The following is a 26021-nucleotide window of genomic DNA, read 5'->3' as shown; positions in this document are numbered from 1 at the left end:
CTCTCTCCCCCTCAGGTTTTATCTACAGTAACCACTTTTTAGTTTTAATTAAGGTAGTAACAACTATGTTAGACCAAGCGATCCAACAACAACTCAAACAATATCTGGCTAATGTAAAAGAAGAAGTTCGTTTAGTGGTTAGTCTAGATGAAAGCAAAGCATCGAATGACTTTTTGTCTCTAGCGAACCAAATCGCAGAGATGAGCGACCTAATCACCGTTGAACGTGACGACAACGCAAGCGCACGTAAACCAGTGATGGCGGTAACTAACCCAGCAAAAGGCACGGCACTACGCTTTGCAGGCTTGCCAATGGGTCACGAATTTACCTCTCTAGTATTGGCTCTGCTTCATTCTGGCGGACACCCAATCAAACTAGAACCAGAAGTGATTGAGCAAATCGCAGCACTAGACAAAGATCTAGACGTAGAAATCTTCATTTCACTGTCGTGTCAAAACTGTCCGGACGTGGTTCAAGCGTTCAACATGATGGCGGCGATCAACCCGAAAGTAAAAGCAACCATGATCGACGGTGGTTTGTTCCAAGATGAAGTGAAACAACGCGACATCATGGCTGTACCAAGTGTATTCGTGAACGGTGAGCTATTCGGTCAAGGTCGTATGTCTCTGACTGAAATCCTAAACAAAGTGGATGACGGCGCGAGCGAGAAAGCGGCGAAAGCACTGAGCGAAAAAGACCCATACGACGTACTTGTTGTCGGCGGTGGTCCTGGTGGTAGCGCAGCTGCTCTATACGCCGCTCGTAAAGGTATTCGTACTGGCGTTGTTGCTAAGCGTTTTGGTGGTCAGGTTATGGACACCATGGCAATCGAGAACTTCATTTCGGTAAAACGTACTGAAGGTCCAAAACTAGCAACTGACCTAGCAGAACACCTAAAAGAATACGATGTAGACGTCGTGACTGAGCAACAAGCTGAGAAGCTAATGGGCGCAGCACATACAGAAGATGGTTTGATTCACATCCAACTTGAAAGCGGCGCAACGCTGAAGAGTAAGAGTGTCATCTTAAGCCCAGGTGCACGCTGGCGTGAAATGAACGTTCCGGGTGAGCAAGAGTACCGCAACAAAGGCGTCGCGTACTGCCCACACTGTGACGGTCCACTGTTCAAAGGCAAGAAAACCGCAGTTATCGGTGGTGGTAACTCAGGCATCGAAGCTGCTATCGACCTTGCTGGTATCGTAGAACACGTAACGGTTCTTGAATTCGCAGACGTACTTCGCGCTGACCAAGTGCTTATCGACAAAGCGAACTCACTACCAAACGTAGACATCATCACGATGGCGCAAACAACAGAAGTAGTAGGCGACGGTACTCGCGTAACAAGCTTGAAGTACAAAGACCGCAATACAGATGAAATCAAAGAGATTGAACTGTCAGGTATCTTTGTTCAAATCGGTCTAGTACCAAACACAGAATGGCTAAAAGATTCAGAAGTAGCCCTATCTGAGCGCGGCGAAATTGAAGTCGGTAGCCGTGGCGATACTAGCCTAGAAGGTGTGTTCGCAGCTGGTGACGCAACAACCGTTCCTTACAAACAGATCATCATTGCGATGGGTGAAGGTGCAAAAGCAAGCTTAGGCGCATTTGACTACCTAATCCGTAAGCAAGGTTAATCTCCAATTTCTTGAGCACAAAGCGCACGGTGCTGTGTTTTCTTCCCCGGAAACCAATCGGGGCACCGTGGCAGCGATGAGTAACAAGAAATAAAATCAAAAATCCTAGAAGCCCAAAGACTTTGCCAGCAGTTATTAACTGCTGGCTTTTTTGGTTTGTGGCGAAAGCACTGAGCACACAACAAGAAAGAACAGCCCTCCCCCTTGATAACCACATCCAAATGCTTGGCAAACCAAGTCGAGAAAAGGGGGAGATGGAGGGGGCTGCAAGCACATAACCCAACATTCAGCTTCAAACCACCAACCCCACCTAACCTCCCCTTGTATCAAACTCCGAAGCTTTCAACACGCTGAGCTCAAAGGGGAGGAACTGGTTCTGTATTCGCGGGTAATTCAATTCACACTGTCAGCATCACAACGCGCTGAAAGTAGATTCTGAATACTCGCCTAGGCTCCTTCAGAATGACGGTGGGAAAGCTCTGAGCTCACCGCAACAAAGAATACCCTCCCCCTTGATAACCACATCCAAATGCTTGGCAAACCAAGTCGAGAAAAGGGGAAGATGGAGGGGGTTGCAAGCACATAACCCAACATTCAGCTTCAAACCACCAACCCCACCTAACCTCCCCTTGTATCAAACTCCGAAGCTCTCAAAGCAACGAGATAAAAGGGGAGGAACTGGTTCTGCATTCGCGGATAATTCAATTCACAATGCCAGCATCACAACGCGCTGAAAATAGATTCTGAATACTCGCTTAGGCTCCTTCAGAATGACGATGGGAAAGCTCTGAGCTCACCGCAATAAAGAATACCCTCCCCCTTGATAACCACATCCAAATGCTTGGCAAACCAAGTCAAGAAAAGGGGGAGTTGGAGGGGGTTGCAAGCACCTAACGCAACATTCAGCTTCAAACCAACAACCCCACCTAACCTCCCCTTGTATCAAACTCCAAAGCTCTCAACACTCCGAGCTCAAAGGGGAGGGACTGGTTCTGTATTCGTGGATAGTTCAATTCACAATGCCCGCATCACAACGCGCTGAAAGTAGATTCTGAATACTCGCTTAGGCTCCTTCAGAATGACGCTGTTCGTTTAGCGCTCTCTTCCCGTCATTCCCGCGAACCTAGGTGAGACTGGGAATCTACTCACCACAAACTCGATCGAAAATAATTAGCAAGAACACGAACAAACAAAAGGTGAAAGAGGGTTGCAAGCACATAACCCAACATTCAACCTCAAACCATCAACCCAACCTAACCTCTACTTATATCAAGCTTCATAAGCTCAAATAAAAAATTCCAAAAAAGCCCTTTACCTAAACTTAACTTGAGGTTTTAGCATGTTCACCGTTGGCTAGAAAATGACAAAAAGGAGCACACCATGATCCAGCTAGAACACGTGAACTTAGTGGTAAAAGACATCCCTGAAATGCTGAAGTTTTACCAAACGGCCTTTCCGCATTGGTATGTGCGTGATGAAGGGGAAGGTACATGGAGCGGTAAGCACAGAAACTGGCTACACTTTGGCGATGAGTACCAATACATTGCGTTGAGCGACCACGGCGAAGGCAACAATCGTGATTTAGATGCTCATCAAGTTGGGTTGGCGCATTTCGCTTATGTGACCAATAGCGTTGATGCTGTGACGAAAAGACTGGTTGAAGCGGGCTACTCAATCGCCCAATCCGGCGCGGATGAGCCATACCGAAAGAACGTCTATTTTGTTGACCCTGCCGGTTTTGAAATCGAGTTTGTAGAATACCTGACGGATGACCCAAAATTGCGTAACTCGACGAATTAAGAGCTTAACCTTTATCTCTCTTTTATCCAGAAAGAGCAGCGTCTTAGATACCCAAAGCCCCTAACTTTTCAGCTAGGGGCTTTGAATATTTTACCTTGAGCGAGTGATTAGCTAGCGGCTAATTCAGGCTTTGCGGCCTTATTGCTTTTTGACTTTATCCAAACGATGACGGCCGCAAGCACTAAGATTGGTACCAGTGGGTCAATGAGTGTGCCACCCTTACCGAATACTAGGTTTAGCGCCATGATGATCGATGCACCAATCGCCCACGCCACAGTTGACGATACTGACCAGATTTTAATTTGGTCTGCCAACTCTGTAATGCCTAGCGTACGGTTGATGATGTGGAAGTAAGAGTCATTAAGGTGTGAGAAACCAACCGGGCCAACCGCACACGCCAGTGCCACGAATACAGGATCCAGACCTAATGTCTCGACTAGAGGTAGCGTCATTGTCGCAGCAACCATCATCGATGCTGTAGCCGAACCTTGAATCAATCGAAGCATAGACGCGATAGCCAATGGCACAAGTAGTGGTGGGATACCGCTGCTAGCAATAGCTTCTGCCACTTGTGGGCCTGCGCCAGACGCTTTAAGTACCGCGCCCATTGCGCCACCACAGCCCGTTACCACTAGGATAAGACCCGTTGTTGATAGCGCTTCGTCCATCGAGCCAACCATGTCTTTGCGGTCGATGTTGCGAGTTAGACCATACAATGCCATTAGTACGCCAAGGCCTACAGCAACAACTGGGTTACCAAGTAGCGACAATGCCGTATGAAGGAACGTGTCTCCTGAGCCAACAAGTGTGTTGATAAGGATAAGTGCGATTGGGACAAGAATTGGACCAAAAGAAAGGAAGTTACTTGGCAGCTCTTTATCGTCTGTTACCTGCACTTTTTCTAAGTTTGCCCAATCCGCTTGGTTTGTGATCCAGCCATCGCCGTTTGGTACGCGGTAGTACTCGTTACCCACACGGCGGATGTAAATCATCGATAGCAGCATCATAGGTACAGATACCATTAGACCCCACAGCATGTACTCACCTAGGTCGACACCAAGAATACCAGCTACCGCAACAGGGCCCGGTGTTGGCGGCACAAGTGCGTGAGTGATCAGCAGACCAAGTGCGAGTGTCACACCAAGACCCACGGCAGATTTACCCGTATCTCGTGAAATTGCGCGAACAAGAGAGTGCAAAATGATGTACGCAGAGTCACAAAAAACCGGGATTGCCACCAGCACACCAGTGAAACCAAGCGCTAAGTCTTCACGGCCTTTACCACAGATCTTAACGAAGGTTTTCGCCATACGAACCGCCGCACCAGAGCGCTCAAAACATGCGCCCATAATGACACCGAAGGCAATGATCAAACCGATACCACCAAGTACGCCGCCGAAGCCCGCTTTAATTGCATCAATGAGTTCTGTCGGCGCCATGCCTGCGAATAGACCCATGATAATGCTCGCAATTACCATTGCCAGTGCGACGGGAATACGTGTTTTTATGATCATTCCCATCATGGCAAGAATACCGATGACAATGCCGATTAATGCTCCATCCATTTTTATGTTCCTTTTGTTTCTGATTCTGTAGGGTGCGTGCGGCTAGGCGATGAACTCTCATCACCTAGTACATGTTGTTGCGCAAGCAACTGAAATTGTTATAAGTATTTTTATTAGAGGTAAGGACGAACCCAACCAAGACCTTCTTCAGTACTGTGCCTTGGGTTGTATTCGCAGCCAATCCAGCCTTGATAACCTGAGTCATCCAACACGTTGAACAGGTGTGGGTAGTTCAACTCACCTTCTGACGGCTCATGCCTTTCAGGTACTGAGGCGATTTGAATGTGGCCGGTGTAAGGAGCGACTTCACGAATTAATGTGCTTAGGTCGCCATCCATAATTTGAGCGTGGTAAAGGTCGAGTTGCAGTTTTACGTTTGGACGATCCACTTGCTTAATCAGCTCGACCGCTTCGCGTTGATGGGCGACAAAGTAGTTCGGTACATCGCGATTGTTGAGTGGCTCTATCATCAGCTCAACAACTTGCTCGGCAAACTTATCCGCAGCATAACGAATGTTTGAGGTGAAGGTTTCAATATGCTGCTCACGAGTGAAACGGGGATCAACGATGCCAGACATAGCGTGAACCTTTTTACACTTCAGTGCTTTGGCGTACATCAGCGCAGTATCGACACTCGCCTTAAACTCATCCTCTCGGCCCGGAATTGCGGCGAAGCCACGTTCGCCAGCATCCCAATCACCCGGAGGCATGTTGAAGAGTGCTTGTTCAAAACCGAATTGTTCGATCTTGTTGGCCAGTTCTTGCGCCTCGAATGCGTATGGGAAGAGGTACTCTACCGCTTTGAATCCCGCTTGATGCGCTTTCTCAAAACGCTCTAAAAACGGCACTTCTGTGAATAACATGGTTAGGTTTGCTGCGAACTTAGCCATTATTTACCTCTCCCTTTTAGGTCTTGAACCTCGGCATCCGTTAGGTATCGGATGTTGCTGTCTTTAAGAATGAACGCCAGTTTTGCGGTTTCTTCCAGCTCTTCAGCGTTGTCTACTGCATCTTCAAAGTCTGTGCCTGTAATGACCGGGCCGTGGTTAGCCAGTAAGAAGGCACGATAGTCACCAGCACGTTGTGCGAGCTCTTCTGCGATTTGTGGATCTCCCGGACGCAGGTAAGGGATCACTGGTAGCTCACCAATGCGCATCACAAAGTAAGGAGTGAATGCTTTGATGGCATTGGCGCGGTCTAACTCTTCAAGGCAAGACAACGCCGTTAGGTACGTTGAATGCAAATGCACGATGGCATTGCACTGCGAATTATTGCGGTAAATGGCTAGGTGAAATGCCACTTCTTTCGACGGCTTTTTACCCGAGATATGGTTGCCATCGATATCCACTACAGACAGCTCTTCTGCCACTAAACGCCCAAACGAGGAGCCCGTCGGCGTTGCCAAAAAATGGCCATTCGGTAATTTCACAGACAAGTTACCAGCACCGCCCGTTGCGTAGCCGCGCTCAAACATAGAGCGAGCCATGGTCACCATTTGATCTCGCAGTTGATGCTCTGTCATTAAATCTTTATTCATCACAACTCCTGTTATTCAAAAAGCGACTGCGCTTTGGCAAAGAAATGCTCATCACCAAAGTTGCCAGATTTCAGCGCAAGTGAAAGCTCGCCATCGACGGATTTCACCCAAGGCACACCCGGCGCAATTTGAGGACCAATATGGAACCCTGTTACCGCGAGGCTTTGCGTAACAACGCCAGATGTTTCGCCACCAGCAACGATGAAGTTCTTCACACCGTGTTGCTGCAGTTTGATAGCCAACTTACTGAAGAATTGCTCAACGGCATGGCTAGAGGCTTGTGCGCCAAACTCTTCTTGAATAGCTTTTAGAGCGGTTGACTCTGCGGTTGCGTAAACCAACGGAGCAAATTCACTATCGATGTTGGTCATCACCCAATCAAATACGTGATTTGAGTACGCTTCATCGGTAAGGCAGGCTTTCACATCAATCGCGAAGTGCGGTGCTTGTTGCTTGTAAACTGCAACTTGTTGATTTGTAATCACAGAACATGAGCCAGAGAACACCACCGTCGGCGCCTTAGTTGGGTTGCCCGCTTTCTTAGCGTCGCTTTGATCGGCCAGATGTTCTGCCCAGTTCTTAGCAATCCCCGCTGCAAGGCCAGAACCACCGGTAACCAGTTTGAGAGATTTCGCGGCCTGACCGAGAGTCACAAGATGATCGGCATTGAATGCATCGACAACAGCATAGCGAACACCTTGTTGTTTGAGGGTTTCAAATCGCTCAGACACCGCTTGGGAGCCTTGCTCAACCACTTGGAAGTTCACTAAACCAGATGAGCCTTGTGACTGCGCATCCATCATGCGAATCAAGCTAGAATCTGTCATTGGTGTCACTGGATGGTTACGCATACCAGAATCACTGAGCAGGTCTTGGAAAACAAACAGGTGGCCGTTGTAAACCGTGCGGCCATTAACCGGCAACGCAGGACAAACAATGGTGAAATCTTCATTTAACTCGGCTAGCAACGCGTCAGTAACAGGACCAATATTACCTTCAGCGGTGCTGTCGAAAGTTGAGCAGTACTTAAAGTAGAACTGCTGACAGCCATTGGCTTGCAGCCATTTCAACGCAGCCACCGAATCGTTGATTGCTTCATCGACAGGGCAAGAACGAGATTTAAGACTGATCACAACCGCATCGGCATTAATATCAACCTCTTGCTTTGGAATGCCGTTAAGCTGCACGGTGCGCATGCCATTTTCTACAAGGAATCCGGCAATATCAGTCGCACCAGTAAAGTCGTCTGCAATAACACCTAATAACATAATTACTTCTCCACTTTACTTGCGCTTATTTGTCTTTGCTTTCCACACCAGGAAGCTCAATACCGTTAAAGATTTTGATAACGGCACTGTCGTCTTCCTGACCAAAACCAGCATTGCTTGCGCTTACAAACATGTTTAGGGCGGCACTGGAAAGTGGCAGAGGGAATTTCAGATCTTTCGCGGTATCTGACACAAGGTTTAGGTCTTTAACGAAAATATCGACCATTGATTTCGGCGAGTAGTCACCGTCGACGACATGCTTCATGCGGTTCTCAAACATCCAAGAATTACCCGCGGCATTAGTCACCACGTCGTACATCAAATCCAATGGAATGTTTGCACGAGCGGCAAGCGCCATCGCTTCGGCACCTGCTGCAATGTGAACACCCGCAAGCAGTTGGTGAATGATTTTCACTGTCGCACCAAGGCCTACAGCTTCACCAATGTTGTATACCTTGGCAGCCGTTGCACTCAGTACTGGCTCCAGCGCTTCAAAGGTGCTTTGCGCGCCCGACGCCATAATGGTCATATCACCAGCTTCTGCTTTTACTGCGCCGCCAGATACCGGCGCATCGAGCATCACAAGATTGTGCTCAGCCAATTTGGCTTCAATTTGCTTGGCGTCTTCTGCCGAGATAGTGGCTGATACCATGACAGGCGTATTGGGCTTGAGCGCAGCCGCAAGACCTGTTGTGAACAATACGGTGTTAACTTGCGCCGCATTCACGACCAAAACCAACACGGAATCAAGTCGATCGGCAAACTCGACTGCGTTGGTAGAAACCGCTTTCACGCCAAATGCACCCAGCTCTTCCAAAGCACTAGGATTCAGGTCGAAACCATATACATCAAGGCCAGCACGCACACATGACTTCGCCGCGCCCATTCCCATAGAGCCTAAACCGATAACACCGACAGATTGAACTTCGCTCATAACAACAATGCCTTCTTGGTAAATTGAATTTTGTTAATTCTTGTTTAGTTGGTGTGATTATATGTGAAGCATTAATCCGAGACTTCGCTTTGAATCACATTTTTTCACACAAATTAACAACAAAGTGATATTTACTTCTTTATGGGCAGAGATAACCTGATCAGTTAACGCAAGGGAAGGCAAGGCTTATTAGGTTGAGAACAGATATTCACAGATATTCACAAAAAGCGAAAAGGTTGGTAGGATACTGAAAAACAAGAATATAGAAGTGAAATCATGATCCCTGCAGAACGTCAAAGAACCATATTGTCCCTGTTATCACACCAAGAAGTGTTAAGCATTTCAGATTTAACCGACCACCTTGGCGTATCACATATGACCATTCGCCGTGACATCGTGAAACTGGAATCCTCAGGTAAAGTCGTTTCTGTTTCTGGTGGAGTGCAGCTGGCTCAGGCTTTACATTCTGAGCTTTCCCATGACGCTAAAGTCGAGCAACAAGCGGATGAGAAGGTTCAAATTGGCAAACTTGCAGCCACGTTAATTGGCAAAGACGCTACGATTTACTTGGATGCGGGAACCACCTCTCTAGAGATCGCCCATCAAATAGCGGATCGTGACGATCTATTAGTGATCACCAATGACTTCTCTATTGCGGGTTTCCTGATGACGCACAGTCAATGTGAGCTTTACCATACCGGAGGCAAAATTGATCGTGAGAACCAATCCACAGTTGGTGGAAAAGTCGCAGAGTTCTTGAACGGATTGAACATTGATATTGCCTTTATCTCGACGTCTTCTTGGAGCTTAAAAGGCTTATCAACACCAAACGAAAACAAAGTCCTTGTGAAAAAGGCCATCATCAAAGCGGCACAAACTAACTACCTAGTTTCTGACTCCACCAAATACGGCCAAATTGCCAGCTTTCATGCATTAAATATCGAGCAATTAGACGGCATCATTACCGATTCAAACCTGTCTGACGTAGTAACACAAGAGCTGATGGACAAAGGGTTAAGTGTGATTAGAGGCAACTAATAACTCCCCTTCTCGCCTCAAAAAACAAAGAGGCTTACCCGTTTTAGGTAGGCCTGGTTTACCTACCCAATAACACCTAAAACCTTGCCCAATGATAGCTCATTTGCTGTTTATTTCATAAGTCGTTACACAACTCGGGGCTTTAAGGCTTTACATCTGGCTCAAGGAGTAGAACACTTCCCCCAAAGTAAAATTCAGCCGACATAGTAGAGTCAGTAAAGTTATGAGTAACACCACGGCGAAAAAGTCGAATCCCCTATTCGAGATCCTGTTTAACGTCATCATCCCTTCATTCATTTTGATGAAGTTCAGTGGTGAAGAGCACCTAGGTACAGCAATGGCACTGGTTGTCGCTTTGATGTTCCCATTGGTGTATGGCGGCATGGACCTTATCCGCAACAAGAAATTCAACTTCATTTCTGCACTTGGTTTTATCAGTGTGCTGTTAACTGGCGGCATCGGCTTGCTAGAGTTAGATACGCGTTGGTTGGCGCTAAAAGAAGCATTAATTCCGGGTTTGATTGGTATCGCGGTACTGGGCTCTACCTTCACCCGCTACCCGCTTATGCAGAAGATGCTTTTAAACGACACGATTTTGAACCTACCGCTGATTAACGAGCGTTTAGAACAGAATGGCAAAACTCAGGCGTTTGAACGTTGCTTGATGTCTTCTAACTACCTATTCGCAAGTACCTTTGCATTCTCATCAGCGATGAACTACTTCCTTGCGACTTGGATTGTGACGAGCCCAGCGGGGACTGCTGCATTCAATGAAGAGCTAGGCAAGCTGACACTTTACAGCTACCCAATGATTGCGATCCCGAGTATGTTGATGATGTTTGGTATTTTCTACTACATCTGGCGCCAAGTTCGCGCCATGACATCGCTAGAAACTGAGCAGATTTTTCATACCAAATAACACCTGCTCAAATGCACTAAGATAAAAAAGCACCCAGATAATTGCTCGCCGATTATCGGGGTGCTTTTTTAGTAAGTAGCCATTCAATTGGACAAAGGCTATCTATCAGCTGTGTATTAGAATTTGAAGTCCAACGTCCAATATAGCTCGTCTTTCATAGACTCATCTTCCTGAGTACTGCCACTCAGAACTCTGTAACCTAATTCAGTAGAGGCATGCTTAGAAAAGCGATAGTTCAAACCTGCTTGTCCACCAATAACATAAAAACTATTGTTGTCGGATATATCTACATCTTGTTTTTTATAACCCATACTTACACCAGCAAACGGATTCCATCGCCTCCTCGAATCGAGTGTAAACATATAGTCATATGAACCAAGATATTTAGTTAGCTTACTCTCATCTGAGTAGGTATAAGTCCCTAAGAATCTGTGAGTGTCACGTCTAATTGCGCCTGCTCTCAATACATAAGTCTCTGAGCTAGACCCAACAATGTGGTTATTGTCCGCACTTAGACCAGCACCCAAGGTAAAATTAACATTTTTAGCATTAGAAAAAAAAGGAAGAAGTAAAAGAAGTAATATTTTCTTATTCATAAATAACCCAATAAAACACCGTTCGATTGATGGGAAAGAATCCTAATTTCTACGTAGTAAAAGATCAAAACTAAAAATGTAACAACCAGTAAAATTTAATTTATACTTAAAAAAGTAAAATATCAGGCATGTCATTAATAATATAAAAACAAGAGTTTCAATTAACTAAACTAACAGTAATTTTAGTTTCAGCTCTTATTATTACTGCATGGAGTATTCAAAATCTACTCGGATAATTTTCATAAACCATCGTTTTAAACACCAAAAACTAAATTATATTTAGTAATAGGCGATAATCATCACTTGCGCTTATCTTCCAAAACCAAAACGAAACTCTAAGCGTCAATTCAATATTTTATTAGAGTTTTATTCATAAGATTTATAATAACATTCAATCTCAAAGGGAGTTTCACTGCCATAAATCACTAATCTTAAAAGTTAAAAATATGAATAAAAGCCGCTCTTAATATCAATTTTAAAAATATGTCCGCAACCACTTTAAATTGTGATAATCCCCTGCAAATATATAAACTTCAGAGTGTTTTAAACTCTTAACTCGATTAATATGCACTTTTAACATTTAGTTACATTTGTAAATTCTATGTTTGGATTAAAACGAGTCAAAGCAGAAAATGAGGTGCTAAAGCAAGAGTTAGCAGACCTCAAACAGAAGTACCAAACTGACGTTACTGCTCTGGAAAAACAGCTCCAAGAAACACAACAGCTTGTTCGCACTGTACAGCAAGAGCAGCACAACAGCGACGAGTTGATGTCGAGCAGTTTGAAAGGCGGAGACATGCTCCAAACCATTCGAACCGAAATGGTTGAAAGTGCACAGTCGATGGCGCATGAAAACCAAGAGCTGCAACAACTTGATGAAATGTTTAAGCAAACGCATCAAGCTCTTGCACGCCTTGATAACCGAGCGGTGAAGATCAGCACTCAAGCTTCCCAAAGTATTGAATCGGTTCAAATATTAGATAACACCGCCACTTCTATCTCTCATCTTGTATCAACGATTCAAGAGATTTCTGATCAAACCAATTTGCTCGCTTTAAATGCAGCGATTGAAGCCGCGCGTGCTGGCGAGGCTGGGCGTGGGTTTGCGGTGGTGGCTGACGAGGTAAGAAATCTGGCAGGTAAAGCCAGTGAGGCTAGTGAACAAATTGATTCGTTGGTGAATCAAGTACTCACTCAGGTCAACGCGATTAAAACCTCCATCGATGAAAACCAGACCTGTGCAGAAGAAGTTTCAGCCTCTTCCGCACAAATTGGTTCTATCGTGAACGAAGTCGTCGTGAAATCGGAACACATGCAGCAGGTGATTCATATTGCGTCCACCCGTGCTTTCTTAGATACAGTGAAACTTGATCATGCGATTTGGAAAAACAACATCTATCGTTTGCTACAGAGCGGAGCATTTGGTGAAACGGTGAATAGCCACTCAGAGTGTCGTTTAGGCCAGTGGTACTACCGTGGCGATGGCAAGGCTTACAGCCACCTAACAAGCTATGCGCTACTTGAAGAACCACATAAAGGCGTACATGACAGCGGACGTGAAGCAATGAGCCAAGCTAAATCTGGCAACATGGCAGCGATGGTGACCGCAATTAACGCCATGGAAGATGCCAGCGAACAAGTAGTAGTGCAAATCGATCGCTTGATGGATGAGATTATCGCGAGTTAGAAGCAACTCAATAACCCCCAACTAGAACGCAAAAAGGGATGGTGAGAGCCATCCCTTTTTTATCCCTCAACATACCATAGCCACCTCAAGGTGCTTTATTACAGCTACTGCATGGTCAGAATGATTTTGCCTTGCAGCGTAACCGATTCATCTTCTATCAGTTCGAATGCGCTCTGAAAATGTTCTAACGAAAGGCTGCGATCCACATCGAGCTGTATTCGGCGCTCAACAAAATGTTCTAGCATCTCAGCAAAGACTTGTTTGCGAACAGTCTTACCAACTGACTCTTCCCAATAGCGCAAAAAGAACGTACTGAAGTCAATATTGTGCTGCTTCATACAAGCGAAGAAAGCGGGCTCATAAGGGGTGAGAGAAAGCGTTCCGTAATTAATATACGTTCCCGAACTTAGCAGAACTTGGATTAATTCGGTGCCAAACTTGCCGCCAATGGCGTCGAACGCGACATTGGGTTGAGGCAACTTTCGTGCATCGATTTGAGATTGCAGATCTTGCTTACTATCTAACGCCGCAATGGAGTCATATGGATAACGCTCTGGCGCAGAGGTTATTACAATCAAAGTAAATCCTAGCGAATGCGACAACTGAGCGAAGATCTTACCAATCGCAGAATTGCCCGCATTGATGAGCACCACATCCTCTTTGCCTAACTTGGCAACTTGAGTGGTGATCACCCAAGCCGTCAGGGCATTGATATACAACTGGCAAGCGTAGCCATTCTCAAGTTCTTCCGGCACTGCAAAGACATTCTCCGCAGGCGCATCGACATAGCTTTGCCAAGTCCCACTTTGTGCCAACAGCACCTTTTGCCCAATGTGAAATTCGGTTTGATGCGGATCGTTTATCTCAACCACACACCCTACCGCTTCAAACCCTGGCACTCGCGGCGGTACATGGATACGACGATACTGTCCTACTCCCTGAATCGACAATCGGTCACTTGGATTAATGTTCGTGGCTTTGATTTGAACGCGAACGTTACCCAAAGCCAGTGGCTCTAGCTCAACATGCTCCAACACCAACGATTCACTTGGCAAACCAAAGCTCAGTTGATTAACGCGAATGTTTGTCTTGGTCGAGTTGGTCTTAGTTAAGCTCATCTGGATACCACGGGATTGAGAGAGGGAATATGGCGCACCATAGCGAAACGGGTATATAACGTTTTCTCGGCGCGCACGTCAAACCTAAGTGTTTAATAAGCTATTGGATAGGCAAATAAACTTCCGTCAATAAATCACACTCATCCACCTCGTGAACAAAGTTTAAGTACTTGAAGAAGCATGGGTATTCTCGCAGCGTTTCACCGCTTTCCGGTAACCATGTTTGGTAGAGATAATGAATAGACTCCCCAATCGAGAAACGGCTACCTTTATGTATCACGACAGCACAACGTCCACTTGGAATTGCTCCTGATTGGACACCATAAGTGTTTTCAGGCACTTCACCTTGATACGAGCCAGCAATATCAAATCGAAACTCCTCTTCCGGCGTGTCGTTCGGATCAGAATAAGGAATACCAAATGTCTCACTCGATTTAATTGGCGAGAGTCCGCTGCTTTTTCTCCAAGCAATAAACTTGGCTAAGCTTTCGTAAACTAGTTTAAGGCTACCTCTATGCTTGATGAAAGCAATGTCTCTCTTCGCAAAGTCAATGATTCTTACGTTCATAGGATGTTCTCCAATCATTGGCGACTTAAACTCAAATTGTTTGTGCCAAACCTTCCATTCTGGCTGCTTTCTAAACTGAGTCGGTGTCTGCTTAAACAACCGAGAAAACGCTCTAGAAAAAGCTTCGAGACTTTCGAAACTTGCCTCAAAAGCAATATTGGTAACACTCACTTGAGGCTCAAATGCCAAACGAAATGAAGCTCTCTTCATACGTGATAGCAGCACATATTGCATGATGCTAATACCTGTGAAGGATTTGAAGATACGGTGAAAGTGATACTTGGAACATACCGCGACCTCGCTCAACAATTCTAGCGTTAAAGTTTCATCTAGATGTTCATCGATGAAATCACAAACGACTTTAATCCGTTTTTGTTGAAGAGTTGCAGTTGTCATTTTTCTTGGTTTCTCAGTTAAGAAGTGGGAAGAATCATACCGAGCATCAAACCACTCCGCTTGATTGAAATTGCGCAGTTACGATATGAGTAACCCAATCACAGTGAGTCTTCCCATCACGCCACAAGAAATAATGCCCTAAAAGGGTTGGCTCAGCATAAACACCACCACTAACGCTAGGCTGCTGCCCATGCATCGGTTTACCCACACCACCTTTTGTGGTGACTGAATAAAACGGTTTAATACGGTGCCAAAGTACGCCCACGCAAACATCCCCAGCACACCGGTTCCCACCATCACGCTAATGATGATCACCACTTGAGTTAGGTAATCATTGTTTGGCGAGATAAATTGAGAGAACACCGTCAGTGACGCAACCCAACTTTTCGGATTGAGAATTTGCACCCAAACGCCAGATAAAAAGCCAGACTTTTTTGCATTCGAATCATTGTCGAGTTCCATTGTGGCAATCGACCATGCGAGATACAGCAGGTAGGCTGCACCAACCCACTTTAGCGCCGTGTACAAATCTGGGTAAAGGGTAAACAAACTGACAAGCCCCACACTGGCACCAACCAACATGATGATCACCCCGACTGCATTGCCCAATACAAATGGCACGGTCGCCGAAAAACCATATCGGCTAGAAATACCTAACAACGCGACGTTGCCTGCTCCCGGCGTTAAAGAAATAGAAACGGCAAACAAAAAAAATGCCGCCAACAATTGAGCACTCATGCACTCTCTCCCAAAAAGTAATCAACAACTATGGGAACAGTCTAACGATTTGGGTAGAAAGAAAATTGCTATCTGCGCTACGATAAAGACCAACTTGAGCAGACTATTTCCAGAATAACCATGAAAAAGAAAGAATCCTCCAACTTTGAATTAGATAGTACTGATTTCGCTATTCTTGACCATATTCAGAAAGATGGTCGCATGAGTAACTCGAAGCTCGCCGAGACCGTTAACCTTAGTGAAACGCCCTGCTGGCGACGCTGGAAAAAGATGGAAGAGGAAGGCTACATTGAGGGTTATGCCGCGAAGCTGAATCGCAAAAAGCTCGGTTTCCAAGTCTCTGGTTTTACGCTGGTGACACTAGGCAGTCATGAAGTAGAAAACACCACGCCTTTTGAAGACTTTGTCGCTGAAACCAACTGGATCTTGATGTGTCACTGCATTGCTGGCAGCGCAGATTATATGGTGCAAGTGGTGGCTCGAGACTTAGACGAATACTTTGACCGCATCAGTGCGATTCGCCGCGTGAAAGGCATCAGCGCCATTCAATCCAACGTATCCGTAAAGGAAATTAAGAGTACCTTTCAGTTGCCAATCGGTTAGGAAAACTTTTCCATACCTAAAGAAAAGCCAGCGACAGGGCGCTGGCTTTTTAGACACTTTGGCAAAAGTACTATTTTTGATCGTGCATATAAAACAAGGCGAAAGCACTAGATTGTTTGTCAAATCGATGAACACGCCCTTTATACAAAAAAGAACCAGAGTCTTCGTCAATGCCAACGTAAAGAATGCGACGCTCATCCATAGATTCAGTTTCAAAGTTGTAACAACTCAAGAACTGCTCATACTTTCCCTGCATAAAGTCATAAGCATAGTTACCGACAAATTGTGCTTTATCAGAAAACCAAACACCGTCCTCTCCATACGGTGTATGCCACTTATCTTGAACAATGTTAGCCTCTGACCACTGATTAGTGTCCATATCAAAAACATTCAAAAGAGACTTTTGATATACATAGATTTTGTTATCGTGGACTCTTGTTGTCCTTACAAGCGTGGTCCTTTTATCATTCTGATTGTTTTCAGGTAATTGTGGAAGTTTTGCCCATTTTTTCGCAGTCAATTCGTAGCTAAAGTAGTTTGGCTCGTTTGAGTAAAAGCCGTGCGAAGCAAAGACATAAACGGTGTTATTGGTGATTTGTATATCAACCTTTGCATTATATCCATTAAAGTTGAAGTTTAGAGGGACTTTGCTCTCTTCAATTAATGACAGATCATTTTTGTTTAGTAGATACAATTTATCTCTGATGAGCATATAAATATTGTCTTCGTAAACTGCAGCAGAAATATCATCGTCACCTAAAGCAAAGTAAGTATAAGGCGAAGAATTTTTTGTAATTTCTTCCTTTTTGATAAGGTCGTATTTAACGATAGACTTTCTATCGAATGCATAGAGCGTATCATCCAGAACAATCAGCTTTTTCTTAGGAAAAGAATCTGTAACATTTGTGCTTGAGTATCTTCTGGTCAAAGCACCATCATCCAGATCAATATTCAGTTCCTTAACAAACGCCTTGTCGCTCAGAACGTTTACCACGATGCGTTCTTTACCTTCGAACTCTTCGTCATCATGAATAGCCAACGTGAAATATCCGCTTTTAGACGTCGAATTTTTCACCTCTACCAACTCAACATCCAGTGTCTGGCCTTGTGCTTTCTCTACCGTCGCTGTGGATTGCTCTGACAGTTCAAATGTTATTTTTGACGCATCGATGTTGTCTGACTTTACGTCATACCAAATTCGGTGCTGGTACTCATTTTCATACAGAACAATATCGCTGTCTCTAAAGACAATGCCTTCAACAACTTCGACGACTCGTTTTGCCGTTGCCTCATTGCCCGCGGTATCTGTGACCTTGTACGTTAGTGTGTAGGTGCCAACAGTACCAGTATCCGGTTTGCCGCTAACCTGTACACGTTTGCTGATGTCACCATCCACGTTATCTGTTGCAGTAAAGCCTGGATCCTGAAATTCATCATTCAGATAAACGGTGATCTCCTCACCACCTTTTAGTGTAATTTGAGGCTTCTCGGTATCTGCAACCGCTTTACTCCTTACGGTCACTTTACGAGATGCCGTTGCTTTGTTACCCGCTTTATCCGTGACTGTGTACGTTATTGTGTAGGTGCCCACAGTGTCAGTATCCGGTTTGCCGCTAACCTGTACACGATTGCTGATATCACCATCCACGTTATCTGTTGCACTAAAGCCTGGATCCTGAAATTCCTCGTTCAGATAAACGATGATTTCCTCACCACCTTTTAGTGTAATTTGAGGCTTCTCGGTATCTGCAACCGCTTTACTCCTTACGGTAACTTTACGAGATACCACAGCTTTGTTACCCGCTTTATCCGTGACTGTGTACGTTATTGTGTAGGTACCCACAGTGTCAGTATCTATCGGTTTGTCGTAGCTAACCTTAACGCGCTTACTGATGTCACCATCCACGTTATCTGTTGCAGTAAAGCCTGGGTCCTCAAATTTATCATTCAGATAAACGGTGATGCTTTTGCTCCCTACTAACGTGATTACTGGTGGGGTTTCATCTTTCTTATTCTCAATTGGAGGTTTTGCAGCAGGGGTGGAATCAGAGTCTCCACCACCACCACCACATCCAGACAACAGGCTAGAAACAGCCAAGGTCGCCAACAACTTATTAACATTACTCGCAGTCCAAGCGATATTTCTCACGTTATAAACCTCTGTTACATTGTTATTATTCGTCACTGCTGCTCATCGACTCCATTGTTATCACGAGCTAACATTAACGTCTTTACTCTACTTTAAGCCCATAATAAGTATCATTTTTTAGGCAAAGGCATAATAAAGTAAATGCAACTAGTTTAATGTCATACTGTGTATTTTTTTGTCATTCACGACATGAATTTAAAAAACAGAAAATGATTCAAATAAAATGTTAAAACTCGGTTAGATTGGGCTTGCTAGGGGTGAAGCTTATCGCTCGGTGTTAGAATTTTTGATGGAAAAAATAATCTGCAATACAGCAGAAGCGTTGAAAGCAGAACTTATCGGCTATTCATTCGAAACTGCTGGGGGGTGACATCAAAATAGGCTTTAAACGCTTTGATGTAAGAAGAGTCGTTTTGATACCCCACTTGATCGGCAATGCTTTGGATAGAAAGCTCTTCGTCAAGCAAAGAGAGCGAATAAATCAGCCGAATTTGTTGTCGCCAAAGTTGGAACGAGGTGTTGAACTCTTTGGAGAACAAGCGCGACAAAGTTCGTTCGGATGCACCGACTTTCTCTCCCCACTGTTTGAGTGACCAATCCAATGCCGGCGTATCGGTCAACGCTTCGAATATCAGCTTTAAGCGTCGGTCTTCTGGTAGCAGCAACTGAAAGGTCTGCACGTTATCTTTCATGATTTGATCGTGGAGTACGCCAAGCAAGCGTGATACTTTCTCATCACTCACGTCCCCTTCACATTGGCGGCGTATTTCCTGTAGCAGCTCGTTTAAGAACGGTGTGAGAGTGATGGTTCTAACTTGATGCTCGTACTCAGCACCGAACTTAGGGTTTAGATAGATACCGACAAATGTCGTATGGCTTAGCGCGATGGATTCATGTTGAATGCCGGCAGGTACAAACAGCGCAGAGGTATGGGGCACAAGGTGCTGGTAATGTTCGGTTTTGGTTTGTAATAACCCTTTGATCGGGAAGATGACTTGATGCCACGTGTGTTGGTGCATCGCATCAATGTAACCTTTCGGCATGTCGATGGTCTTAACCAAAGCCGGTGAGTGGGGACTGGCAGCCATCATCTCATTGGAGGTCATAACACCGGAGTGAGAATCGATTTGGCGGGTTGGCATCATTAACTGTCCTTACATCCCTACTCTGACACAAGTTCACTAGGCTATCATGCCCGGCAAAGTGAATGAAGCCGTGAGGTGCGACGTATGCGATATCAAGTGGAAATATCCAAAGAGAACCAACTCTTATTCAAAGTCGATATTGATAACATCAACCAAGACAAATGCGAAGCATCGCTCGAAACCGTGTTGACCAAGTTTCCTAAAGCGGAAGGTTATCAACGCCATGTGTTGGTTTCAGATAGTGAAACGCGTTACTTAAAAAGCACAGAAAAGCGCATTGAAGTGCTGGCAGCGATTCCGGTATTCAAATCATTGGGCGAGCGCTAACGCGGTCTTGTCTCATACCGTTTGGCAAAGCAGTTTTATGCGATAAGGAGAGATTATGAAGAAGTTGGGCGTAGTTAACAGCGTATTAGCAGGTAAAACCGTTGCTTTTGCACATGGTGCGAAAAGTGCGATTAACAAACAGGTTCTGCCGCAGCGTCAGCATGCAACAGAACTGGGTTTTACCAATGATGAGCAAGGTGATCCACGCTTTCATGGTGGGATTCAAAAAGCCCTTCATATTTACCCAAGCGAGCACTATTTCATTTGGCAGCAAGAGCTAGGTAACAAAGCAATTTTCCAATCAGCTGGGGCGTTCGGTGAGAACTTAAGCTCAAGCGGCGTAACAGAAGCATCCATTTGCCTGAAAGATAAAATCCGAATCGGCACAACCTTATTGGAAGTATCCCAAGGTCGCATGCCTTGCTGGAAACTCAACGTCCGCCTCGAGCAGAACGATATGGCGAGAAGACTGCAAGACACGCTTCGAACAGGCTGGTACTTCCGAGTGCTACAAGAGGGCGATATCGGCGCTGGTGACGAGATTCTTCTGTGCGAAAGACCTTACCCAGACTGGTCATTGGCTCGCATCATGGGCGCTGTATTTACTGGTTGCCTGGATAAAACAGAGCTAAGCCAACTGGCGGAACTTCCATTGGTTGAATCTTGGGGCAAGCTTGTCGAACGTCGCTTGGAAACGGGTGAAGTCGAAGATTGGGAAATGCGTTTGGTTGGCCCGACTGCGGGTTAATTCTCGTTTTGACTCCCCGATAGATCGGAGCGTATCCCTTCTAATATTAGCCCCACAACCAAGTTAGTGGGGCTTTTGCTTTTTAGTCGTTCAAAAAAGCAAACCTTTGTTTACGCTTGCTCTGCGCAATTAACAAAGGTTAATGAATCCCGCACAAATACTATTTATGTTGTACCCAAAATAATACAAGGGGAAGCATGATGCTCGAATGGAGAATTAAGAAATTCGCAGATCTGTCTGTTCAAGAGCTTTACGATTTTTTGCAGCAAAGAGTCAATATTTTCATCGTAGACATGAACGCGCCATACAGCGATTTGGATGGTAAAGATAACCATCCCGACACCTACCACGTAATGGGATATGATAACGAACGTCTGTTGGCTTATAGTCGCATAATGCCTCCGAAACTCGGATACCCCGTTGACGTTTTACCCTTGCTGAACTCTGATGCCAATGACGTGTGTATTGGTCGCGTTATCGTCGCAGAAGATTACAGAGGGAAAAGCATCGGTAACCAATTGATGCAAGTGAGTTTCGATGCCACAAGAAAGATCTACCCGAACGACAGCATTTTTATATCCGCACAAGCACACTTGAAAGACTACTACGGAAAGTTCGGCTTCGATGTTGTCACCGATAGCTACTTGGAAGATGGATGCACTATGTTGGGTCTTAGACACATTCCGAAAGTTATCTGCTCAGCATAAAAACAACATTAACTCATTGTAAATATTACAAAATAAAAGCGGGCAGAGTTTCAATGTTTGGTATTTAGCATTTACTCACCTTTGAACGATTCGGCATAATCAGCGCTCAATAACGGAATATCAAAAGGGAGTAAAAGTGGAAGATTTCTATATCGATCACAAAGGGTTAGCGGCATATTTCGAGATTCAGTGGCTTGATAAACTTCGACAAAACGGCGTGAGCAAGCCGCTAGATAGCCAGTCTAAGGCAGTCCCTGATTGGTTTGTCTCTTCAAGCCACTCGAAAGACGTCGCGCAGTTTGTTGTTGAAGCGCTCGGCAGTGAAAACCTTTCTCCAAAAAGCCTATTAGAAGTGGGGCCTGCTCTCGGAAGAAACTGTTATGAATTGATAACCAGCATACCAAGTATCAATTCGGCTACGCTCGTAGAACCTTCTCATCGTTTTCTATCAAACTTGAAACAACTACTGATGGATGGGGGAGAGTGTGACTTCCACTATATTAAGAGCTTAAAAGAGCAAAAGTATTTCACATTTGATGCATCGCCAATAGCCAGAGCTTGTGACCATGTGGATTTTTCTCTCATCGAAGCACCTTTTGAAAGTGACGTGGTCGCTGAGCAGCATGATTTGAGCCTTTGCTTGAACGTACTGGATCAATGTGACTCCCCTAAAACGGTCGTGGAAGCATTAATGGACGCAACGGCTGCTAATGGTGTTTTGGTTTTAGCCTGTACCTATCAGTGGAGCAAAAAACATTTAAAAGATGAGACTGAAGCAGTTGACGATATAAACGATTATTTTGGCAATGGTTGGGTACCACTATCGGAAGCTGAACACGAGTACAAAGTCAGATTCAACGAGAGATACTCTCTCCTTTTCTTATCTCACATCGTCGCCTATAAAAAGATTGGCTGATAGATAAAGAAGCCACGCACCAGTTACCCTAAACCAGTGGCCCAAGAACGAGTCGATCTCACTATTAAAGAGCTCAACTACCACTGAGATGCACGGGCAATGGAATTGCAAATCCCAGCATTAATAAGCCAGGTATACTCAATAAGCACTTGGCTGACTCTTTCTTCGCGTTGATAGTCAAAAGTGTTAAAGAAGTGGCTCGTTAGAATGTTTTCATATTGATGCATGGCTTTTGGTTTCTCTCCTAGCACTAAAGCAATACAACTTATATGGTTATCATTACAGTTCCATACGCTGTACTGATACATCATTACACAACCGTTTTGTACACTGTTCAAAATAGTCAGGAGAAAACAATGAACAAAACAATTATTGCATTATTAACGTTGACGGCTTCGGGTGCAGCAACAGCTGGTGACACTTACATTCGTAATGGTAACATCTATAACAACGAGGGCGGTTGGATGGTCGAAGCTGGCGTATTCCAAGCCAGTGATCTTTTCAAAGACCAAAAGCACAATACAGCACCAGTATTAAACGGTGGCTACCACGGTGAAGACTTCAACGCTGATTTAGGCGGTATCAACTACCGTTTCCTAGGTGACAACGATGAACTACTGAACATGAGTGCTTACGTGGTAGGTAACGGTGTGCCTCGTGATAGCGATGTAGCGAAGAGCCTAAAAGGTACTAAACGACGTGATATCGCGATCGATCTAGGTTTAAACACAGACTTCAGACTTGATCCAAACAACGTGATTTCAACTTACCTACAACACGATGTCTCTGGTGCCTATAAAGGCTTCCAAGGTGGTGCGACTTACTTCCACATCATGAACATCGGCAATGCTGATTTCGTACCATTTGCGAGCGTGTCTTACCAAAGCGCAGACTATGTAGATTACTACTTCGGTGTCACAGACAAAGAAGCACGCGCTAATCGCAAAGCATACAAAGGCGACGCAAGCGTAAACTACGGTTTAGGTTACAAACTGGTAGTGCCAATCACTGAGCACTGGCAAATCAGCCAAGTATCACAATATACACGTCTAGGTAGCGGCATCAGCGATTCTTCTATCGTAGACAGTGCAAATCAATGGGCAGTAGGCGCGACAGTTTCTTACAACTTCTAAGCAATCCCCCCTATTTAGACACACTCTCCATTTAATTAAAAAGCCATCATTACGATGGCTTTTTGTTTATTTGAGCTTGTCTACTTAGCTTTAGGCGCTTGGTGTTTCGGCTTGCCTTGGAACTGTTTGATGCTCTTTTTGGCATTGGTTCGGCGATTGGCTTTTTTATCACGTGGGGCGCGTTTGCTTTCGCCTGTTGATGGCTTATCCGTTACTGGGAAACCTTCTAGGTCTTGTGTTGGCAATTCACGTCGAGTCAGATGACGGATCGCCGTAAGCGCATCGGTTTCGCCATGGCAAACCAGCGACATTGCAACACCTTGTTCGCCTGCACGGGCTGTACGTCCAACTCGGTGAACGTAAGTCTCTGCGTGCATTGGCAACTCAAAGTTAATCACTACCGGTAGTTGCTCGATGTGAATACCGCGCGCCAACAAATCGGTGGCAATCAATACCTGTGTTTGCCCAGATTTAAACTGCGCCAGCGCATCTTCTCGCTCTGCTTGGCTCTTATTGCCGTGCAACGCATTGGTTGTGATTCCAGCTTTGTTCAACTTCTTCGCCAAACCATCAGCGTTCTCTTTCGCACCAATAAATACCAATACCTGCGCCCATGCATTTTGCTTGACCAGTTCAATCAAAGCTTTGGTTTTGCTGCCTTTGTTGACGAGATACAGCGTTTCGGCAATATCTTGATTGGTGCTGTTTTCTTGATGCGCTGCAACCTGTTTTGGTGCATGCATGAGCTGCTTGGCTTTGCCTTTTAACTCATCAGAAAACGTTGCTGAGAACATCGCGGTTTGACGCTGGTTTGAAATCAGCCCCGCAATATTTTGCACGTCAGGCCAAAAGCCCATATCCAGCAAACGATCCGCTTCATCCAACACTAGGTAATGGATATTACTCAGGTCCAAACCGTTGTTCGCCAGATCAACTAAACGACCTGTTGTCGCCACAAGAATTTTAGGGTCTGCCGCAAGCGCTTTTAGTTGCAACTCTTTATTCACGCCACCACACAAACACACTGCGTTAATGCCAATAGCTTGACCAACTTGGTTAATCGCCTCGCTCACTTGTGTCGCCAGCTCACGTGTTGGTACTAGAATCAGCGCTTTTTGCTCTGGATTTACACTTAGCTTTTCCAACAAAGGCAAACCATACGCAAGGGTTTTGCCGCTGCCCGTATTTGCTAATGCCAATACGTCTTTACCACTGAGTAATTCAGGAATTGCCAAAGCCTGAATATCGGTTGGCTTCTTAAAGTCTTTTGGCAGTGCGTGAATCAGCTCAGAACTCAAAGAGAGAGTAGAAAATGGCATTAGCTTAACCTTGTGCTGTTGATTGAAGAGGCAGTAAAAGATGCGGTAAATCGCAGGCGCGGACTTTACCACAATCTTTTCGATGAACCACTCTCTTTGCATCTTAGGATGCATTCGCCCAGAAGGTGGAAGAAACACCGTTTGTTTGTCAAAAGAACTCAGCTCGTAGTTTTCCAGATAGGAGGAAGCTAACTAAGAATTGATCCCTTTCATGCCTTCTTCTGTATATCTTGCTCCCGCGGGACGAAAGCTCTCTAGAGCCAACTCTATTTGAAACAAATCTTCTCGGGTAAGCGAGACATTGGACGCACCCAAGTTATCGACGATGTGGGTCATTTTTTTCGTTCCTGGAATAGGCACAATATCCTTACCTTGAGCCAATAGCCACGCCAGAGCAATTTGGGCCGGAGAACACGACTTATTTTGCGCTATTTGAGCCACGATATTGGATAGCGGGCGGTTCGCCTTTAGATTACCTTCTGTGAATCTTGGCAATGTACTTCGCGCATCCCCTTCAGAAAAGTCACGATCAGAGTGAAAACGCCCCGTTAAAAAACCGCGCCCCAGCGGAGAGTAAGGGACAAAACCAACGCCTAATTCTCGACATGTGGGCAAGATTTCACGTTCCACATCTCGCGTCCACAGCGAGTACTCGGTTTGCAAAGCGGTCACAGGGTGGACTGCATGCGCTTTTCTGAGCGTCGTCGCGTTGACTTCAGAGAGACCAATGTGGGCAATTTTTCCTTCAGTAACTAATTCTGCGAGCGTTTGCATGACTACTTCAATTGGTGTAGTCGAATCTAAACGATGGATGTAGTACAGATCGATGCATTCAACACCTAAGTGACGAAGAGAATTTTCACATGCTCTTCGGATATAAGCTGGACTATTGTCGATACGTCGTTCGTACTCTCCTGGTCGACGAACAATGCCACATTTTGTTGCTACCTTTACATCCGAACGATGATGTTTAAGAAAACGGCCAATCAGCTCTTCATTGTGAGAATTACCGTAAGTATCCGCCGTATCGAAAAAGTTGCATCCTAAATCCACGGCTTTATGCAGTACTTTTAATGATTCTTCATCGTCTGTTGGTCCGTAGAATTCACTCATGCCCATGCAGCCTAAACCAATTTCTGAAACTTCCAAACCATTACCTAATATGCGCTTATCCAT

Annotated in this window: 24 protein-coding genes; 11 read left to right on the top strand and 13 right to left on the bottom strand. The window is 45.1% G+C overall.

Going from position 1 to position 26021, the window contains the following annotated elements:
* Positions 1-65 precede the first annotated feature (65 nt).
* Positions 66-1634 (top strand): alkyl hydroperoxide reductase subunit F, encoded by a 1569-nt coding sequence (gene ahpF / locus A8140_RS23725; RefSeq protein ID WP_005536291.1) that lies wholly within the window; start codon positions 66-68, stop codon positions 1632-1634.
* Positions 1635-3014: 1380 nt separating this feature from the next.
* A complete protein-coding gene (locus A8140_RS23705) occupies positions 3015-3434 on the top strand; it encodes a VOC family protein (RefSeq protein WP_005533932.1) in 420 nt (139 codons plus the stop codon).
* A 107-nt stretch (positions 3435-3541) separates the two neighbouring features.
* On the opposite strand, the gene A8140_RS23700 is transcribed toward A8140_RS23705, so the two are convergent.
* The 5 genes from A8140_RS23700 to ltnD all read right to left on the bottom strand — a co-directional run bounded on the left by A8140_RS23700 (position 3542) and on the right by ltnD (position 8738).
* Complete coding sequence (locus A8140_RS23700; RefSeq protein ID WP_005533931.1) at positions 3542-4999, bottom strand: GntP family permease; 1458 nt, start codon at positions 4997-4999, stop codon at positions 3542-3544.
* A 113-nt stretch (positions 5000-5112) separates the two neighbouring features.
* Positions 5113-5889, bottom strand: coding sequence for a 2-oxo-tetronate isomerase (otnI, locus tag A8140_RS23695; RefSeq protein ID WP_005533930.1), 777 nt, complete (start codon positions 5887-5889; stop codon positions 5113-5115).
* Positions 5889-6536 (bottom strand): 3-oxo-tetronate 4-phosphate decarboxylase, encoded by a 648-nt coding sequence (gene otnC, locus A8140_RS23690; RefSeq protein WP_173399558.1) that lies wholly within the window; start codon positions 6534-6536, stop codon positions 5889-5891. Before otnC ends, otnI begins: the two co-directional genes overlap by 1 nt.
* Positions 6537-6547: 11 nt before the next feature.
* Positions 6548-7804 carry a 3-oxo-tetronate kinase gene (otnK, locus tag A8140_RS23685; protein ID WP_005533928.1) on the bottom strand — a complete coding sequence of 419 codons (1257 nt, stop codon included), beginning with the start codon at positions 7802-7804 and terminating at the stop codon, positions 6548-6550.
* A 25-nt stretch (positions 7805-7829) separates the two neighbouring features.
* On the bottom strand, positions 7830-8738 hold the full coding sequence (gene ltnD, locus A8140_RS23680) for an L-threonate dehydrogenase (RefSeq protein ID WP_005533927.1): 909 nt from the start codon (positions 8736-8738) through the stop codon (positions 7830-7832).
* A 276-nt stretch (positions 8739-9014) separates the two neighbouring features.
* On the opposite strand from ltnD, the gene A8140_RS23675 reads away from it, so the two are divergent.
* Positions 9015-9776 carry a DeoR/GlpR family DNA-binding transcription regulator gene (locus A8140_RS23675; protein WP_005533926.1) on the top strand — a complete coding sequence of 254 codons (762 nt, stop codon included), beginning with the start codon at positions 9015-9017 and terminating at the stop codon, positions 9774-9776.
* Between the two features lie 223 nt (positions 9777-9999).
* Complete coding sequence (locus tag A8140_RS23670) at positions 10000-10695, top strand: VC0807 family protein (protein ID WP_005533925.1); 696 nt, start codon at positions 10000-10002, stop codon at positions 10693-10695.
* Between the two features lie 116 nt (positions 10696-10811).
* Here A8140_RS23670 and A8140_RS23665 read toward each other — a convergent pair whose 3' ends face one another.
* Positions 10812-11291, bottom strand: coding sequence for a hypothetical protein (locus A8140_RS23665; RefSeq protein WP_005533924.1), 480 nt, complete (start codon positions 11289-11291; stop codon positions 10812-10814).
* Positions 11292-11892: 601 nt separating this feature from the next.
* Here A8140_RS23665 and A8140_RS23660 point away from each other — a divergent pair.
* Positions 11893-12978, top strand: a complete 1086-nt coding sequence (locus tag A8140_RS23660) for a methyl-accepting chemotaxis protein (RefSeq protein WP_033000396.1) — start codon at positions 11893-11895, stop codon at positions 12976-12978.
* Between the two features lie 104 nt (positions 12979-13082).
* On the opposite strand, the gene A8140_RS23655 is transcribed toward A8140_RS23660, so the two are convergent.
* The 3 genes from A8140_RS23655 to A8140_RS23645 form a co-directional block, all read right to left on the bottom strand.
* Positions 13083-14096, bottom strand: a complete 1014-nt coding sequence (locus A8140_RS23655) for a zinc-dependent alcohol dehydrogenase family protein (RefSeq protein WP_005533922.1) — start codon at positions 14094-14096, stop codon at positions 13083-13085.
* Positions 14097-14196: 100 nt separating this feature from the next.
* On the bottom strand, positions 14197-15060 hold the full coding sequence (locus A8140_RS23650; protein WP_005533921.1) for an AraC family transcriptional regulator: 864 nt from the start codon (positions 15058-15060) through the stop codon (positions 14197-14199).
* Between the two features lie 138 nt (positions 15061-15198).
* Positions 15199-15798, bottom strand: a complete 600-nt coding sequence (locus A8140_RS23645) for a LysE family translocator (protein WP_005533920.1) — start codon at positions 15796-15798, stop codon at positions 15199-15201.
* A 120-nt stretch (positions 15799-15918) separates the two neighbouring features.
* Here A8140_RS23645 and A8140_RS23640 point away from each other — a divergent pair, with 120 nt between their 5' ends.
* The gene (locus A8140_RS23640; RefSeq protein WP_005533919.1) at positions 15919-16401 is read left to right on the top strand and encodes an Lrp/AsnC family transcriptional regulator; all 483 of its coding nucleotides are present in this window, start codon (positions 15919-15921) and stop codon (positions 16399-16401) included.
* A gap of 70 nt (positions 16402-16471) precedes the next feature.
* Here the strand turns inward: A8140_RS23640 and A8140_RS23635 are convergent, their stop codons facing one another.
* The gene (locus A8140_RS23635; protein WP_087490671.1) at positions 16472-18586 is read right to left on the bottom strand and encodes a DUF5011 domain-containing protein; all 2115 of its coding nucleotides are present in this window, start codon (positions 18584-18586) and stop codon (positions 16472-16474) included.
* A 299-nt stretch (positions 18587-18885) separates the two neighbouring features.
* Positions 18886-19695, bottom strand: coding sequence for an AraC family transcriptional regulator (locus A8140_RS23630; RefSeq protein WP_033000394.1), 810 nt, complete (start codon positions 19693-19695; stop codon positions 18886-18888).
* Between the two features lie 84 nt (positions 19696-19779).
* On the opposite strand from A8140_RS23630, the gene A8140_RS23625 reads away from it, so the two are divergent.
* The 5 genes from A8140_RS23625 to ompV all read left to right on the top strand — a co-directional run bounded on the left by A8140_RS23625 (position 19780) and on the right by ompV (position 23526).
* On the top strand, positions 19780-20022 hold the full coding sequence (locus A8140_RS23625) for a hypothetical protein (RefSeq protein WP_005429049.1): 243 nt from the start codon (positions 19780-19782) through the stop codon (positions 20020-20022).
* A gap of 55 nt (positions 20023-20077) precedes the next feature.
* Positions 20078-20770 carry an MOSC domain-containing protein gene (locus A8140_RS23620; protein WP_005533916.1) on the top strand — a complete coding sequence of 231 codons (693 nt, stop codon included), beginning with the start codon at positions 20078-20080 and terminating at the stop codon, positions 20768-20770.
* Positions 20771-20970: 200 nt separating this feature from the next.
* Positions 20971-21477 carry a GNAT family N-acetyltransferase gene (locus tag A8140_RS23615; protein WP_005533915.1) on the top strand — a complete coding sequence of 169 codons (507 nt, stop codon included), beginning with the start codon at positions 20971-20973 and terminating at the stop codon, positions 21475-21477.
* A 136-nt stretch (positions 21478-21613) separates the two neighbouring features.
* Positions 21614-22393 carry a hypothetical protein gene (locus A8140_RS23610; RefSeq protein WP_005533913.1) on the top strand — a complete coding sequence of 260 codons (780 nt, stop codon included), beginning with the start codon at positions 21614-21616 and terminating at the stop codon, positions 22391-22393.
* Positions 22394-22749: 356 nt separating this feature from the next.
* On the top strand, positions 22750-23526 hold the full coding sequence (gene ompV / locus A8140_RS23605) for an outer membrane protein OmpV (protein WP_005533911.1): 777 nt from the start codon (positions 22750-22752) through the stop codon (positions 23524-23526).
* Positions 23527-23606: 80 nt separating this feature from the next.
* Here the strand turns inward: ompV and A8140_RS23600 are convergent, their stop codons facing one another.
* Both A8140_RS23600 and A8140_RS23595 read right to left on the bottom strand, forming a co-directional pair.
* The gene (locus tag A8140_RS23600; RefSeq protein ID WP_033000391.1) at positions 23607-24845 is read right to left on the bottom strand and encodes a DEAD/DEAH box helicase; all 1239 of its coding nucleotides are present in this window, start codon (positions 24843-24845) and stop codon (positions 23607-23609) included.
* 192 nt (positions 24846-25037) lie between these two features.
* The gene (locus A8140_RS23595; protein WP_005533907.1) at positions 25038-26021 is read right to left on the bottom strand and encodes an aldo/keto reductase; all 984 of its coding nucleotides are present in this window, start codon (positions 26019-26021) and stop codon (positions 25038-25040) included.

This window comes from Vibrio campbellii CAIM 519 = NBRC 15631 = ATCC 25920 (assembly GCF_002163755.1).
In the GTDB taxonomy this organism is placed as follows: Bacteria; Pseudomonadota; Gammaproteobacteria; order Enterobacterales; family Vibrionaceae; genus Vibrio; species Vibrio campbellii.
This window is presented reverse-complemented; position numbering and strand designations above follow the sequence as displayed.

What these genes read in the sequence shown, in the direction of transcription:
- ahpF (WP_005536291.1), top strand. Translation starts at nt 66, where the DNA reads ATGTTAGACCAAGCGATCCAACAACAACTCAAACAATATCTGGCTAAT.
- A8140_RS23705 (WP_005533932.1), top strand. Translation starts at nt 3,015, where the DNA reads ATGATCCAGCTAGAACACGTGAACTTAGTGGTAAAAGACATCCCTGAA.
- A8140_RS23700 (WP_005533931.1), bottom strand. Translation starts at nt 4,999, where the DNA reads ATGGATGGAGCATTAATCGGCATTGTCATCGGTATTCTTGCCATGATG.
- otnI (WP_005533930.1), bottom strand. Translation starts at nt 5,889, where the DNA reads ATGGCTAAGTTCGCAGCAAACCTAACCATGTTATTCACAGAAGTGCCG.
- otnC (WP_173399558.1), bottom strand. Translation starts at nt 6,536, where the DNA reads ATGAATAAAGATTTAATGACAGAGCATCAACTGCGAGATCAAATGGTG.
- otnK (WP_005533928.1), bottom strand. Translation starts at nt 7,804, where the DNA reads ATGTTATTAGGTGTTATTGCAGACGACTTTACTGGTGCGACTGATATT.
- ltnD (WP_005533927.1), bottom strand. Translation starts at nt 8,738, where the DNA reads ATGAGCGAAGTTCAATCTGTCGGTGTTATCGGTTTAGGCTCTATGGGA.
- A8140_RS23675 (WP_005533926.1), top strand. Translation starts at nt 9,015, where the DNA reads ATGATCCCTGCAGAACGTCAAAGAACCATATTGTCCCTGTTATCACAC.
- A8140_RS23670 (WP_005533925.1), top strand. Translation starts at nt 10,000, where the DNA reads ATGAGTAACACCACGGCGAAAAAGTCGAATCCCCTATTCGAGATCCTG.
- A8140_RS23665 (WP_005533924.1), bottom strand. Translation starts at nt 11,291, where the DNA reads ATGAATAAGAAAATATTACTTCTTTTACTTCTTCCTTTTTTTTCTAAT.
- A8140_RS23660 (WP_033000396.1), top strand. Translation starts at nt 11,893, where the DNA reads ATGTTTGGATTAAAACGAGTCAAAGCAGAAAATGAGGTGCTAAAGCAA.
- A8140_RS23655 (WP_005533922.1), bottom strand. Translation starts at nt 14,096, where the DNA reads ATGAGCTTAACTAAGACCAACTCGACCAAGACAAACATTCGCGTTAAT.
- A8140_RS23650 (WP_005533921.1), bottom strand. Translation starts at nt 15,060, where the DNA reads ATGACAACTGCAACTCTTCAACAAAAACGGATTAAAGTCGTTTGTGAT.
- A8140_RS23645 (WP_005533920.1), bottom strand. Translation starts at nt 15,798, where the DNA reads ATGAGTGCTCAATTGTTGGCGGCATTTTTTTTGTTTGCCGTTTCTATT.
- A8140_RS23640 (WP_005533919.1), top strand. Translation starts at nt 15,919, where the DNA reads ATGAAAAAGAAAGAATCCTCCAACTTTGAATTAGATAGTACTGATTTC.
- A8140_RS23630 (WP_033000394.1), bottom strand. Translation starts at nt 19,695, where the DNA reads ATGATGCCAACCCGCCAAATCGATTCTCACTCCGGTGTTATGACCTCC.
- A8140_RS23625 (WP_005429049.1), top strand. Translation starts at nt 19,780, where the DNA reads ATGCGATATCAAGTGGAAATATCCAAAGAGAACCAACTCTTATTCAAA.
- A8140_RS23620 (WP_005533916.1), top strand. Translation starts at nt 20,078, where the DNA reads ATGAAGAAGTTGGGCGTAGTTAACAGCGTATTAGCAGGTAAAACCGTT.
- A8140_RS23615 (WP_005533915.1), top strand. Translation starts at nt 20,971, where the DNA reads ATGCTCGAATGGAGAATTAAGAAATTCGCAGATCTGTCTGTTCAAGAG.
- ompV (WP_005533911.1), top strand. Translation starts at nt 22,750, where the DNA reads ATGAACAAAACAATTATTGCATTATTAACGTTGACGGCTTCGGGTGCA.
- A8140_RS23600 (WP_033000391.1), bottom strand. Translation starts at nt 24,845, where the DNA reads ATGCCATTTTCTACTCTCTCTTTGAGTTCTGAGCTGATTCACGCACTG.
- A8140_RS23595 (WP_005533907.1), bottom strand. Translation starts at nt 26,021, where the DNA reads ATGGATAAGCGCATATTAGGTAATGGTTTGGAAGTTTCAGAAATTGGT.